Origin of the sequence: Rhodococcus sp. Eu-32 (assembly GCF_003336925.1) — a bacterium.
GTDB lineage: Bacteria > Actinomycetota > Actinomycetes > Mycobacteriales > Mycobacteriaceae > Rhodococcoides > Rhodococcoides kyotonensis_B.
This window is the reverse complement of the sequence record NZ_QGNK01000007.1, coordinates 240,032-253,914: the sequence shown is the minus strand read 5'-3', so window position 1 is coordinate 253,914 and position 13,883 is coordinate 240,032. Positions and strand designations below refer to the sequence as shown.

General features: G+C 64.8%; 13 protein-coding genes and 1 rRNA gene. 4 read left to right on the top strand and 10 right to left on the bottom strand.

Annotation, left to right across the window (positions count from 1 at the left end):
* From DK926_RS11460 to DK926_RS11445, 4 genes are all read right to left on the bottom strand, one after another.
* Positions 1 to 120 (bottom strand): 16S ribosomal RNA (locus tag DK926_RS11460); the annotation flags it as partial.
* Positions 121 to 642: 522 nt separating this feature from the next.
* Positions 643 to 1,932, bottom strand: a complete 1,290-nt coding sequence (locus DK926_RS11455; protein ID WP_114330492.1) for a plasmid pRiA4b ORF-3 family protein — start codon at positions 1,930 to 1,932, stop codon at positions 643 to 645.
* A gap of 39 nt (positions 1,933 to 1,971) precedes the next feature.
* Positions 1,972 to 2,517 carry an LpqN/LpqT family lipoprotein gene (locus tag DK926_RS11450; protein WP_114330491.1) on the bottom strand — a complete coding sequence of 182 codons (546 nt, stop codon included), beginning with the start codon at positions 2,515 to 2,517 and terminating at the stop codon, positions 1,972 to 1,974.
* A gap of 47 nt (positions 2,518 to 2,564) precedes the next feature.
* Positions 2,565 to 3,380, bottom strand: a complete 816-nt coding sequence (locus tag DK926_RS11445) for an HAD family hydrolase (RefSeq protein ID WP_243636752.1) — start codon at positions 3,378 to 3,380, stop codon at positions 2,565 to 2,567.
* A 38-nt stretch (positions 3,381 to 3,418) separates the two neighbouring features.
* Between DK926_RS11445 and DK926_RS11440 the strand changes: the two genes are divergently transcribed.
* Positions 3,419 to 4,294, top strand: a complete 876-nt coding sequence (locus DK926_RS11440) for an aldo/keto reductase (protein ID WP_114330489.1) — start codon at positions 3,419 to 3,421, stop codon at positions 4,292 to 4,294.
* Here DK926_RS11440 and DK926_RS11435 read toward each other — a convergent pair.
* On the bottom strand, positions 4,291 to 5,070 hold the full coding sequence (locus DK926_RS11435) for an AraC family transcriptional regulator (RefSeq protein WP_243636751.1): 780 nt from the start codon (positions 5,068 to 5,070) through the stop codon (positions 4,291 to 4,293). The genes DK926_RS11440 and DK926_RS11435 overlap by 4 nt on opposite strands.
* 56 nt (positions 5,071 to 5,126) lie before the next feature.
* Here DK926_RS11435 and DK926_RS11430 point away from each other — a divergent pair, with 56 nt between their 5' ends.
* Together DK926_RS11430 and DK926_RS11425 are read left to right on the top strand one after the other, a co-directional pair.
* Positions 5,127 to 6,038 carry an alpha/beta hydrolase gene (locus DK926_RS11430; RefSeq protein WP_114330487.1) on the top strand — a complete coding sequence of 304 codons (912 nt, stop codon included), beginning with the start codon at positions 5,127 to 5,129 and terminating at the stop codon, positions 6,036 to 6,038.
* Positions 6,039 to 6,090: 52 nt separating this feature from the next.
* Positions 6,091 to 7,908: an NAD(P)/FAD-dependent oxidoreductase gene (locus DK926_RS11425; protein ID WP_114330486.1), complete on the top strand. Its 1,818-nt coding sequence runs from the start codon at positions 6,091 to 6,093 to the stop codon at positions 7,906 to 7,908.
* A 51-nt stretch (positions 7,909 to 7,959) separates the two neighbouring features.
* Here DK926_RS11425 and DK926_RS11420 read toward each other — a convergent pair whose 3' ends face one another.
* The 5 genes from DK926_RS11420 to DK926_RS11400 form a co-directional block, all read right to left on the bottom strand.
* Complete coding sequence (locus tag DK926_RS11420) at positions 7,960 to 9,312, bottom strand: NAD(P)/FAD-dependent oxidoreductase (protein WP_114330485.1); 1,353 nt, start codon at positions 9,310 to 9,312, stop codon at positions 7,960 to 7,962.
* Between the two features lie 111 nt (positions 9,313 to 9,423).
* Positions 9,424 to 10,407, bottom strand: coding sequence for an ABC transporter substrate-binding protein (locus DK926_RS11415; RefSeq protein ID WP_114330484.1), 984 nt, complete (start codon positions 10,405 to 10,407; stop codon positions 9,424 to 9,426).
* Between the two features lie 20 nt (positions 10,408 to 10,427).
* On the bottom strand, positions 10,428 to 11,639 hold the full coding sequence (locus DK926_RS11410) for an acyl-CoA dehydrogenase family protein (RefSeq protein ID WP_068426528.1): 1,212 nt from the start codon (positions 11,637 to 11,639) through the stop codon (positions 10,428 to 10,430).
* An 11-nt stretch (positions 11,640 to 11,650) separates the two neighbouring features.
* Positions 11,651 to 12,472 (bottom strand): SDR family NAD(P)-dependent oxidoreductase, encoded by an 822-nt coding sequence (locus tag DK926_RS11405; RefSeq protein ID WP_114330483.1) that lies wholly within the window; start codon positions 12,470 to 12,472, stop codon positions 11,651 to 11,653.
* A gap of 75 nt (positions 12,473 to 12,547) precedes the next feature.
* Positions 12,548 to 13,420, bottom strand: a complete 873-nt coding sequence (locus tag DK926_RS11400; protein ID WP_114330482.1) for a LysR family transcriptional regulator — start codon at positions 13,418 to 13,420, stop codon at positions 12,548 to 12,550.
* Between the two features lie 71 nt (positions 13,421 to 13,491).
* On the opposite strand from DK926_RS11400, the gene DK926_RS11395 reads away from it, so the two are divergent.
* Complete coding sequence (locus DK926_RS11395) at positions 13,492 to 13,851, top strand: nuclear transport factor 2 family protein (protein WP_068426537.1); 360 nt, start codon at positions 13,492 to 13,494, stop codon at positions 13,849 to 13,851.
* Positions 13,852 to 13,883 lie beyond the last annotated feature (32 nt).

The window sequence follows — 13,883 nt, the reverse complement described above, 5'->3', positions numbered from 1 at the left end:
CACCCACGTGTTACTCACCCGTTCGCCGCTCGTGTACCCCGAAAGGCCTTACCGCTCGACTTGCATGTGTTAAGCACGCCGCCAGCGTTCGTCCTGAGCCAGGATCAAACTCTCCGTAAAAGACTCTAGAAACAACAACCCTCCACAAAGAAGGATCGCGAATCAGTTCAAAAACCAAAGAGCCAAATCACTAGCAAAAAACTCAACTAGCAAAACAAAATGTCCCCTCACCCCAGACGGGAAGAATGAAGCAAGAAGACGTCACACCCACACCCCGCAAGGCATGAGCGCCAAAAACATTCGGCACTGACATTCATCGACACACTGTTGAGTTCTCAAAGAACACGCGCACACCATCCACCCACAGACTCACGCCTGCCAGCATCAAGGGCAACTGTTCCAGCCTATCCCAGCTTGGTCTCGGAAGCAAACTTCCGACTCTTGGGGGACACACCATGCCAGGCACTCCGTACAACCTCGTTGTCTCCGGCCTCTCGGCTCGGAGTCGGTGTCCGTGTCGCTCTGACTCGACAAAAGTTACGCGACGAGTCGCAGAACTCCAAATCGCCTGGTCAGAGGCTGTATGTCGCGAGGAGAAGCCGTCGGGCACGGTCGAGACGCCCCGAAACTACCGACCCCGCCCTACCGCGTCGACGACCTGAGCGCGTCGCGCGCGAACCTACGAGCCCACTGCGGCGCGTCCACGTCCGTTCGCCCCAAGTAGTACATCGGTCCGTGCGCGCCGATCAGGTCGAGGAACGCGACCGTTCTCTGTCCGGCGATACGTGCGTCCATCGCCCATCCCAGCGCAGCCATCGCATGGGTGGCCAGCTCGTCCCGATGCTGCGCCGACGCCGACGATGCGAGGGCTATCAGGAACAGCGTGCCTGCGTCCTTCTCCTGCGCCTCCCTGCCGATCGGCAACCGAGCTACGCAGTGCTGCCAGAGCCCGACATGGTCGTCGGCCAGGTGGGTGCCGGCTTTCGTTCTCACCAACGTGCCTTTCAGGACGCGTACCAGCCCCAGACTCCTCGCTGCGTCGCGAAGGTCCGTCACCTGGTGATGATCGACCTCTCGCAAGCTCGTTCCATGCCAGCCGATTCCCCAGTCCAGCTCGTCGCGAATGGCCTCGACCAGCGACGGAGGCAGATAGCCTGCCCCGGTGAGTTCGACGCCTCGCTCGCCGACGCGGTGGAGGAACCAGGCGAGTTTCGACATCGCGATCTCCGCGAGTGGGATGTCGACGGAACTCTCGATGGTCAACTCACAGCGAGGCAGCAACGCGGCCAGCTGCGGAACGTCGGTCGATCGCAACCTGCGCAGCAGTCTCGCAACCAGGGGCGACTCGGCCGCGCTCTCCGTGTCGACGGACCGCGACATGCTGAGCGCGCGCATGCGGAGGTCGACGGCACCGCGGTCGAAGGCAGCGACATCGACGCTGTCGTCGCGATCCTCGGGCAGGCACACGTTCCGACCGTCGAGACAACGGGATCGAGGGTCGTCGACGTGAAAGACGATGTCCTCGAGTTCGACGGTGTGGACCTGTCCGCCACGCGCGTCGTAGGTGTAGTCGAGCGACGCCCCGACCTCAGCCAGCAGCGCGTCGATACGCAGGTGCCCGTGTGCGGCGTCGTCGTCGACCATGGGGTGTCCGGAGAAGCAGTGTGTACGACGGCCGGACCACCCCATCGCCGTCTGCAGAACCGTGTGCAGTTCCGGCAGCAGCAGGTCCGACCGCACGCGAATTCGGCGCCACACGGCAGGCTCGCCGTCGCGCAGAGTCACCCGCAGGACGAACTGCGCGTCCCGCAGCGGCCGGCCGGTTCTGGCAGCGGGGCCTGCCAACTCGGCCACCGTCGAACGACTCGATGAGTCGTCGGGAAGGTCCGGCACCACCCACAGGTGCCGCGCTCGTCCGCTGCGATTCGGCATGCACCCGACACTAGCGGCGTCGGGCGACAAGCCACGGCGTCACGAGATGTCGGTGAAGAGCCCGCTGTTGATCGCGTCGATGTCGAATGCCAGCTTGTCGATCTGGTCGGCCAGAACCGTCACCGTCAACTGCACGAGAAACTGCTCCTCGACGCCGACGACGGCGTATCTCGTCGTCACGACCAGTTCCAGTTGCTCGGCAGCGAACGACCCGCGGATGAAGCGTGCAGGCCACGGTCCGAGGTTATCGGCCTGCGCCTCCAACTCGACCCACCCCGGCATCACGCGAGCGTCGGTGAAACTGCACTCCAACAGCGCCTGAGCATCGACCGGTTCGGAGAGCTTGCCGACGAGGAGGACGGCATTCGGCGCGAAACCGTTCTCGACCAAGCCTGGTTCGACGAGCACCTCGGTCGCTCCCGGGAACTGGCCCACCGGTGCTGCCTGCCACCCCGCGGGAGCCGACGCGGCTATTCCCAGCGTCGCCGCGAGCACGCTGTCCGACGGGGTGACGGCGATCCCGTTCACCGACAGATATTGCGCGACGGTCATGCCGCCGGATCCGTTGCCGTCTACCTCGGTCATGCGGTGGTCTCCTCGCCGTTCCACGAATTTGGTTGCAACACAGGGTTTCACGCGCGCAAACGCACGAGTTCCTCGAGATAGAGTGCGACGCCGTCGTCGTCGTTCGATTCCAGCACACGATGCGCCACGTTCTTGATCTCGGGCATGGCATTGGCCGTCGTGAGTGGAGTTCCCGCCCATTCGAGCATCGGGAGGTCGTTGAAGGCGTCGCCGACGGCGGCGACGGACTCACGGTCGATACCCAGTTCGGTGCACAATCGCGAGAGCGCACTCGCCTTGGACACACCCGCCGCCGACATCTCGATGTACGGCGCGCCCGAATGAGTCAGCTCGACGCCGCCTACCTCGGCACTCAGGACCGTGCGATACAGGTCGACGCTCGACAGTTCGGGGTGACGCGCGACGATCTTGACCGTCGGTTCCTCCTCCAGAACCGTTGCGGAGACCATCATTTCGTGCGGGTGCCGATGATGGTCGGCGAACACGCACAATGCTGCGTACCCGTGTTCGGCCACGAACGCCGTCGGCCCGACCGTCGCGAACACGACGCCGGGCACGAGCTCGCGAACTCGGGTCATCGCGGCTTCGACGGCCGAGGCGTCGATGGCCGTCGTACCGGAAATGACCGGGGTGCCGTCGGACAGATCGAGAACGACCGCACCGTTGGCGCCGATCGCTTTCCCGGTGAAGCCGCACGCCCCGGCGAGTTCGTGGATGGAGTGCCTCGCGCGGGCCGTCGCCCACACGATCTCGATTCCCGACGCCCTGGCCGCGGCCATCGCATCGGCGGTACGCGTCGACACCGTCCGTTCGGAGGTGAGAAGTGTGCCGTCGAGATCGGTGGCCACGAGTTGCACAGTCACACCGACGATGATGCCAAAGACGCTCTAGCCTGGGTGAGGTGAGCACTCCGAATCTGACACTGAACTCCGGAACCACGATCCCGCAGCTCGGCCTCGGCGTATGGCAGGCCGCCGACGCCGAAACCGAGCATGCCGTTCGGTACGCGCTGGACGAGGCCGGGTATCGCCACATCGACACCGCGGCCGCGTACGGCAACGAGGAAGCGGTCGGCCGCGGAATCAGCACCTCGTCCGTGCCGCGCGAGGACATCTTCGTCACCACCAAACTGTGGAATGCGGACCAGGGATACGAGCCTGCCTTGGCGGCGTTCGACGTCAGCCTCGGAAAGCTGGGCCTGGACTACGTCGACCTGTATCTCATCCACTGGCCCCTGCAGAACGACGACCGACTTCTCCGCACGTGGGATGCGCTGGAGAAGATCGCCGACTCCGGTCGAGCGAAGGCCATCGGCGTGTGCAACTTCGAGCCACGCCATCTGCAGATGCTCATCGATCGCGGCGGACAGCTCCCGGCCGTCGACCAAGTCGAGTTGCATCCGCACCTCACCCAGCAGGCCATCCGCGATCTGGCAGGGCAGCACGACATCGCCGTCGAATCCTGGAGCCCACTCGGCGGCACCAGCAACTCGGGGTGGGGAAACGCGTCGAAGCCCAACACGCTTCTGACCGACGACGTGATCACGCGCATCGGTGAGCGACACGGAAAATCGGCCGCGCAGGTGTTGATTCGCTGGCACCTGCAGAACGGCTTGATCGTGATCCCGAAATCCGTTCACGACGAACGTATTTCGCAGAACATCGACGTCTTCGACTTCGAACTGACCGACGAGGATCTGAGCGAGATCGCGACGCTCGACGACGGAGTACGCGTCGGCGCGCATCCTGACGAGTTGAATCTCGGCGCGCCGGACTAACGATCGACCACGACGACGCGGGCGCCGTTCGCCAGTAACGATGCCGCAGACAATCCGAACATCGTCCGGAACGAGTCGCTGAAATGCGACGGCGACGCGAATCCTGCTTCGGCAGAGGCCGTCGTCAGGTCATTGCCGTCGGCCACCGCCGCGCCGACGTGCAACATCCGAGCCCAGAGCCGGTACCGGCGAAAGCTGGTACCGGTCTCGGCCGAGAACAGATGCAGGAAACGCGACGTCGACAGATTGACGGCGGCAGCGAGGTCGGGCGCGGCGATCATCGCTCCCGGCTTGTCCCGGAGCCGGGCCATCGCGTCGACGATTCGTTCGTCTACACATCGTGATTCGGCCCCGCTCACGCACGACAGGATCTCGCGGGGATCGGGGTCTTCGATGTTCGCGAGCCGTAGGAGGTCCGATTCTGCGTCGTGCGTCAGTCCGATGCCGTCGTGCCGAACCGTCATTCGGCCGATGATTGTCGTGGCACGCGAGGCCCCAGGATCGAAGTACCCGAACAACATTCGCCTACCGTGTGACTCGATTTTGTGCGTCGTTCTAGGCCCGACGGTTGCGCTGCGCACCGTCCAGTCACCGGATCGCCCGTCGCGCAACGTGAACGGCGCGTCGACACCGACGGCGAAGCACAGCACCGAGCCCGCGTGGAAATCCAAAGTCAGCGACGGCCCGAGATACACGGCCTGCCCTGCCCACAGCCACAGCGTCGCTGCGGAATGAACCTCGGAACAGCACGTTTCCGGAAGCGCGTCGGCATGCATGCCCGCAATGCTTGCACCAAGCCCCTGACGGGGGAAGAGCATTGGGGAGGGAAATCATGGATGTCTCCGAACTAGGCACGCCGAGAACAGTAGAAGTCGACGGCGGGGCAGTGCGCGTGTACGAGCGGGGAAGCGGCAAGCCCATCGTCTTCGTGCACGGGCTGTTCACCAACGCCGGCGTATGGCGGAAAGTGGTGCCTGCGCTCGCCGACGACTATCGCTGCATCAGCGCCGACTGGCCGTTCGGCAGCCACGACGTCACGATGGGTGCGGATGCCGATCTGTCGGCAAAGGGTCTGGCAGCGATCGTCGCCGAGGTCATCGAGCGCCTCGATCTGCACGACGTCACGATCGTCGGCAACGACGGTGGCGGCATGCTGACGCAGTTGGTGATCACTCGCCACCCGGATCGCATCAGCCGAGTCGTCCTGACCCCGTGCGACGCGTACGAGAATTACCCGCCGCGCATGTTTGCCTACCTCTGCTGGCTGGCCCGGGTGCCTGCGACGTTCGAGGTACTCGCCGTCATGATGCGCGCTCCTGCCCTCCGGCGTCTCCTGGGTCGGTCGCCGATCGGGTACGGCTGGCTGACGCGTCGGCGAATGGCCGACGAGGTGGTCGATCATTACTTCACGCCGGTGCTGAGCCGCACCACTCGACGGGACGTGGTGAAGTTCCTGCGCACGGTGGACAAGCAGGACACACTCGACGCCGCCGAGAAATTCAGCGACGTCCTCCAGCCCGTCCTGGTGGCGTGGGCGTCGGACGACAAGTTCTTCCCGGTGCAGCACGCGGAACGATTCGCCGACGACTTCCCGGACAGCCGTCTCGAGATCATCGACAACTCGCGCACGCTACTGGGCGAGGACCAGCCGGAGAAGTTGGCGTCGGCGATCCGTCGGTTCGTTCAGGCGACGCCCAGTGACGCGAGTCACGTGCAACCCGCTGCAACTCTCGACGGCTCCTGATTCGAGGAGTGTGCTGGATCACAGCACACGGACACGAACGAGGGAGTCTTCCATGACCCAGACCATCGAACCGCCGGTTCTCGCCTTGACCCCACAGGAACGCGTCGACGCCTGGTTGGCGGATTTCGAAGCTGCGCTGGCTGCCCGCGACATCGAGCGGGCGGCCGGCAAGTTCGCTGTCGACAGCTTCTGGCGTGATCTGGTCGCGTTCACCTGGAACATCAAGACGGTCGAAGGCCGAGACGAAATCGCCGACATGCTCGGCGAGCGTCTGCACGACACGGACCCCACCGGCTTCCGGACGACGGAAACTCCGGAGGAAGCCGACGGCGTCACATCGGCGTGGATCGAGTTCGAGACCGCCACGAGCCGCGGAAAGGGTCACCTGCGCCTGAAGGGCGACGAAGGCTGGACTCTCCTGACGACCATGCAGGAGTTGAAAGGCCACGAGGAGCGTCAGGGCAGGACGCGCATCAAGGGCGCGGTGCACGGATCGAACGCCGACACCCAGAACTGGGCGGAGAAGAAGGAGATCGAGGAGAAGGAACTGGGCTACACCGTCCAGCCGTACGCGCTGATCGTCGGCGGCGGTCAGGGCGGCATCGCTCTCGGTGCGAGGTTCCGTCAGCTCGGGGTGCCCGCCATCGTCGTCGACCGCGGCAACCGGCCGGGAGATCAGTGGCGCGGACGCTACAAGTCGCTCTGCCTGCACGACCCGGTGTGGTACGACCACCTGCCCTACCTGCCGTTCCCGTCGAACTGGCCGGTGTTCGCGCCGAAGGACAAGATCGGCGACTGGCTCGAGATGTACACGAAGGTCATGGAGGTTCCGTACTGGAGCCGAACCACGGCCAAGTCCGCGACGTACGACGAGAAGGCGAAGGAGTGGACCGTCGTCGTCGATCGTGACGGCGAGGAAGTCGTCCTGAAGCCGAAGCAGCTCGTGATGGCGACGGGAATGTCCGGCAAGAAGAACGTCCCGAACTTCCCGGGTATGGACATCTTCGAAGGGGAACAACACCATTCGAGCGAACACCCGGGTCCCGACGCGTATGTCGGCAAGAAGGTCGTCGTGGTCGGCTCGAACAATTCCGCGCACGACATCTGCAAAGCCCTGTACGAGACGGGCGTCGACGTGACGATGCTGCAGCGGTCGTCGACGCACATCGTCAAGTCCGATTCGCTGTGCGAAATCGCCTTGGGCGACCTGTATTCCGAGCGCGCCGTCGAATCCGGAATGACGACCGGCAAAGCGGATCTGACGTTCGCGTCGCTGCCGTACCGGATCATGCACGAATTCCAGATCCCCGTGTACCAGAAGATCGCCGAGCAGGACAAGGACTTCTACGATCGGCTCGAGAAGGCAGGGTTCCAACACGACTTCGGCGACGACGGATCCGGACTGTTCATGAAGTATCTGCGTCGCGGATCGGGCTACTACATCGACGTCGGCGCATCGGAACTCGTCGCGGACGGGAAGATCAAACTGGTTGCCGGACAGGTCGATCACCTCACGAAGAACGCGGTCGTTCTCTCCGACGGCACCGAGCTCGAGGCGGACGTCGTCGTCTACGCGACCGGCTACGGCTCGATGAACGGATGGGTTGCGGATCTGATCGACCAGGAGACCGCGGACAAGGTCGGCAAGTGCTGGGGCCTCGGCTCCGACACCACCAAGGACCCGGGTCCGTGGGAGGGCGAGCAGCGCAACATGTGGAAGCCGACCCAGCAGGAGAACCTATGGTTCCACGGCGGCAATCTGCACCAGTCGCGGCACTACTCGCTGTACCTGGCGTTGCAGATCAAGGCGCGGTACGAGGGAATCGACACCCCGGTCTACGGGCTGCAGGAAGTACATCACCTTCGGTAGGCGGCTTCGCCGCTCGTGAGTGGGAATGCGCAGCGGGCTACGCATTCCCACTCACGACCCTTGTGCTTTCGCGATCAACGCATCCTCCGACCGCACCTGATCCAGATTGACGACACGCGTCGGCAGGATCGACGCATACAGCCAATCCGTCGCAACCCGTACGCGTGCAGCTGCCGTGGGCAAGGCGTAGAGGTGATAGCCACGCGCCACGAACTTCGCGACCGGCCCCTTCAGCTGCACCCCCAAAGGCTTTGCGACGCCGTCGAAACCACCGAGATCGGCGACGAGACCGAGATCCTTGTGGACGTACGGCTTCGCCTGTCCGACTCCGAGGCTCGCCGCGACATTGCGCGCCGCTCTGACGCCTTGGCGTTGCGCATGCTGGGCCGTCGGCGGCGTGGGTGCCGACGGGTCGGCGGCCAGGTTGGGCACCGCGGCCGCGTCGCCGAGCGCCCAGACACCCGGGTGGCCGGGCACGGACAGGTCGGGTTCGACGACGAGGCGACCCTTCTCGGTCGGCAACCCGAGCTTCGCGATCAGCGGACTCGGCGCGACACCGGCACCCCATACGAGCGTGCGCGACGGAACGACGGTCCCGTCGGTGAGCGTGACAGTGGTCTCCGTCGCCGACTCGACGGATACTTCCAACCGGACCTCGACGCCGCGCTCGGCCAGTACGTCCATCGCCTCCTTGCCGAGTTGCTCGCCCAGTTCGGGAAGGACGGCGGGCGCGACGTCGACAAGCAGCCAGCGCACGTCGTCGGGATCGATACTCGCCCACCGCGTTGCGATGCCTTTGATCCAATTCTGCATCTGCGCAACGAATTCCGTGCCGGTGTAGCCGGCTCCGACGGCGACGACGGTGAGTCGTTCCACGCGCTCGGCGCGACCGGCGGGCGTGTCCGGGAGTGTGTCGGCCGCGTCGAGCTGCGCCAGAACGTGGTTGCGGATGAACGTGGCTTCACTGAGAGTCTTGAGCCCGTGCGCGTTCTCGGCGACGCCGGGGATGTCGAACTGCCGCGTCACCGATCCTGGCGCGAGAATCAGCTTGTCCCACTCCAATTCAGTCTCGGACTCGCGGCCCTTCACGCTGAGCCGTCGGCCGTCGAAGTCCACGGAACCGACGTGCCCCAGCACGGTTTTCGTGCGGCGAAGCGTCTGTCTCAGGGAGACGGCGATGTCGCGGGGGTCGAGCACACCCGTCGCCACCTCGGGCAGGAGTGGGCTGTAGAGCAGATAGTCGTTGGGCGCGACGAGGGTCAGCGTCGCCCGTTCGGGTTCGAGGAGTTTCTGCAGAGTTCGGAGAGCATAGAAGCCTCCGAACCCGCCTCCCACCACGACGATCTTCGCCGGCGAGGCCGGAAGCGGTGCTGACGTGCGGTAACGCTGTCGCCATGTGCGCATGAGGGCCACAGTAACGCGCCTTCGGCGCACGTGCGCGCGAATGTATGGAGGCCGGGAGTGAAGCCTGCGGAACGACCCGAAGGCACAGTACATTCGCGCGCACGTGCGGCGTCATCCACCTACCGCCTCCAACTGCGGACGAATCCTGTCGAGCGAATACTCGATCGACGCCTTGGACGGCAGATTGAACCCGACGACCGTCGCGTAGTCCTGCACCGCTAGACCGCCACCGGCCACCGCAGGCAGAGTGTCGAACCCGGGGAGCGCTTCGAGATCCGCCGCGGTGCCGCCGTTGGGCAGCATGACGACGAGGTCGGCGGTCAGCTCGTTGATCCGTTCGGGACTGAAGACGATGCGACCACCCGTGACATCGGGCGATGCAGCGAGATCGGCGGGAACGCTCATCCCGATGCTGGAGAAGACCTTCGCAGCACCGTCGTCGGGGTTCACGACCGCGACGGCCTGCTGCGTGGCGACGATGTACTGAGCCAGGACGGCGGTCTTGCCGTCGAGCCCCGGGTACTGCTCGGCGATGCCGTTCGTGAAGTCCTGTCCCTCGGCGACGATTGCCGCCGCGTCGTCCTCGCGATCGAGAATCCTGCCCAAAGTTTCGATCTGCCACTGCCAGCTGTCGACCGTTGCAGCCTCGGGGAATACCGTCGGCGCGAGCTGATTCAAACCCTCGAACGGATCCGGGGACGCGATGCCGGACACCAGAATCAGGTCCGGTGCCAGTGCGGCGATCTCCTCGGTCGGTGGGGTGGCGTCGAGCGTGTCCACCGTCGACGAGTCGAGCATCGTCGCATCCTCGGCGAGGCCGGTCTGCCACGGAAACAGCTTGCGGTCGTCGCCCTGGGAACCTGCCGAGACGTAGCCGACGGGTGTGACGTCGAATTCGGCCAACGCGTCGACCCATTGCTGCCCGAGCGCCACGATGCGTTCGGGCGTGCCCTCGATGGTCGTCGACCCCGCGACGTGCTCGACGGTGACCGTCCTCGTGTCGGTCGACGCCTCGTCCTGACTCGCGCTACTGCAGGCCACCAGGCCCGCGACGACAACACCGGCAAGCACGATCCGCGAAAGGATGCGTTTCATGCCGAGGAAGTTAGCACAGCCTAGCCTTGCATGTACTTCTTCAGCTCCATCTTCGCGATCGCGCGCTTGTGCACCTCGTCCGGCCCGTCGGCAAGCCGGAGCGTACGCACGTGGGCGTACATCATGGCCAGCGGGAAATCGTTCGAGACGCCGCCGCCGCCGTGCACCTGGATGGCCCGATCGATGATGGTGAGCGCCATTTCCGGCGCTGCGACCTTTATGGCCGCGATCTCCGTGCGCGCTTCCTTGTTGCCGACGGTGTCCATGAGATGCGCGGCCTTCAGCGTCAGCAACCGCGTCTTCTCGATGTCGATGCGCGCCTCGGCGATCCAGTCCTGAATGTTGGCGCGCGCCGCGACGGGCTTGCCGAACGTGACGCGCGACGACGCCCTTCGGCACATCAGCTCCAGCGCACGCTCGGCGACACCGATGGTGCGCATCGCGTGGTGGATGCGGCCTGGTCCGAGCCGAGCCTGGCTGATCGCGAACCCCTCGCCCGGGCCTTTCAAGACGTCTTTCGACGGCACCCGCACGTCCTCGAACAGGATTTCGGCGTGACCCTCGCGGTCCACGTAGCCGAAGACGGGGAGATTGCGGACGACGGTCACGCCCGGCGCGTCGATGGGAACCACGAGCATCGACTGTTGCCGGTGCGTCGCGGCGTCGGGGTCGGTCTTGCCCATGACGATGAGGACGCGACAATTCTTGTGCATCGCGTTGGACGCGAACCACTTTCGACCGTTGAGAATGTAGTCGTCACCGTCGAGCACCATGCTCATCTCGATGTTGGTGGCGTCGGAACTGGCGACGTCGGGTTCCGTCATCGCGAACGCGGACCGAATAGTGCCGTCCAGCAACGGCTTCAGGTACTTCTCCTTGTGCTCGTCGCTGCCGAACAAGGTGAAGACTTCCATGTTGCCGGTGTCGGGAGCGTTGCAGTTGCACGCTTCGGGCGCCAACAGACTGCGTCCCATGATCTCGGCGAGCGGCGCGTATTCGAGGTTGGTCAGACCGGGCCCCCACTCGGGGTGTGGATGGAAGAGGTTCCACAGACCACGGCGTCGCGCTTCGACCTTCAGGTCCTCGAGAATCTGCGGCTGCGCGTGCGGGTCACCCGCCTCACGCATCTGTTCCTCGTAGACCGCCTCGGCCGGATAGATGTGCGAGTCCATGAACTCGAGCAGATCGGATTCGTATTTCTTTGCGCGATCGGTTCTTTCGAAGAACGACACGTGAGATCCCCTCAGTTGGTCCGGCCCATCAATGTCTTCTGGTATCGCCGCATACCGTGCAGCCACCTGTCGTAGTCGGCTCCCTTACGGCGGTACATCTCGAGCACGTCGGTGTGCGGCAGGATCAAGAACTGTTCGGCGCCCATCGCAGCGAGCACGATCTCGGCGACGTCGGACGGCTCGAGCACTTCGCCGGCGGACAACACAGCATTGGTCGCGGCGACGCCCAGAGCGTCGCCCGAATCCTTGCCCTCGTACAGCAGCTTCGTGTTGACGCCCATCGGGCACAGGCAGCTGACGCGAATACCCTGATCGCCGTACGTGACATTCAGCCATTCGGAGAATCCCACCGCGGCGTGTTTCGTCGTCGAGTATGTGGCAGAACCGATTTGAGTCAGAAGCCCGGCTGCCGACGCGGTGCTGACGAAGTAACCCTCACCACGTTCCAACCATTTCGGCACGAGCAACTGCGCGGCCCTGATATGAGCGCGCACGTTGACGTCGAAGGACAGATCCCACTCGGCTTCGCTCGCGTCGAGGCCGGGCGCGCCGCTGATCCCGGCGTTGGCGAAATAGAGGTCGACGGGCCCGTAGGTGTCCTCGGCCAGCGCGATGAGCGCGGTGATGTCCTCGGTCTTCGACGCGTCGCCACCCAGGGAGACCGCGACGCCGGGGGTCGTCTCGTCGATGCGCGCGACGACGTTCGACGCGGCAGTCGGATCGATATCGGACACGATGACACGGGCGCCTTCTGCGGCCAGCCGTTCGGCGAGGGCTCCCCCGATTCCACCGCCTCCACCCGTGACGACGGCAACCTTGCCTGTAACCTTCATCACCCAGGTATATCACCCCGATCTCCGCGGTGCCTTCGCCCCACGTGGGCGCGAGCCCGCGGAGTGACCCGAGCACTACGCATTCGCGCCCACGTGGCGCGTGAACGCCCGGACCGCGACACTCGGATTCGGCGACCAGACCAGTGCGAGAACAGCATCCACGACCGCGTCCGAGATGGGAACCGACACCAGCCGGTCCGTGAAATCCGTGCTCATCGACCGACTGAGAACCGCGACGCCCATACCCCGCGCGGCCAGATCCGCCACCGCCGCCGGGGCGCTGGCGGCGAACGCGACGTTCGGATTCGCGCTTGTGCGCGAACAGGATTCGTCGAACACCGACCGGATTCCCGTTCCCGGCGGCAGGCAGACGACGGGATATGCGCAGAGCTCCCGAACCGTGACGTCCGATCGTCCGGCCAGCGGGTGCTCCGGCGGCACGCACGCCGCAAGCCCCTCCCGGATCAGGACGAGCGATTCGAGCTCGTCGGGCGGATCGGCGGCGGTACCCACCAAGGCGACGTCCAGTGAACCGGCGAGCACACGCTCGATCAGCACATCCGAATTGTCCTCGGACAGAGACACTTCGACGCCTGGATGTTCTCGATGGAACGACGCCAACGCGTCGAACAGCGGGGTCACGGTGCACGCGGTGACCATGCCGACATCGATGCGTCCGCGCACCAACAGGTTCACCTCGTCGACGCTGCGCTGCAACGACTCCGCCGACGCCAGAGCTGCCTTCGCGTGATGCACTGCTGCTTTTCCTGCGACGGTGAGCGCGGCGACCCGGCTGCGGCGGTCGATCAACTCGGCGCCGACCTCGCGTTCGAGCGCTTTGATCTGAGCACTGATGCCCGACTGGCTGATGTTGACCCGCTCCGCTGCACGCGTGAAATTGGCTTCCTCCGCGACGGCGACGAAGTACTCGAGCTGACGGAGTTCCATAAGCTCTGATTCTAGTTTCCATCGGAACAATGCGTTGGACTTCTGAAAGACGCCCTTGCAGGCTGAAGAACATGACACAGAACAAAGCAATGACCCCGGAAGACATCACGCGACTGTTCGTCGAGCGCTCGAACGCAGGCGATGCGGACGGCGTCGCCGCCCTCTACGACGAGAACGCTGTCATGGCCTACCCCGCTGGTCGGACGACGGTAGGACGGGCAGCGATTCGCGACCTGTGGGCGTCCGTGTTGGCCCACGGCCCGCATTTCGAGTACGAGGAGGGACTCCCGACGCTCGTCCACGGCGACATCGCCCTGACATCGACAGCCCCGAAGGACGGGGCGGGCGCCCGAGCGCAGGTCGTCAAGCGTCAGGCAGACGGCTCCTGGGTGCGCATCATCGATCAGCCGGAGTTCACCCCGACCTCGTAGGGCCATTCCGTCGGCGCTCTGACAGTATTCCT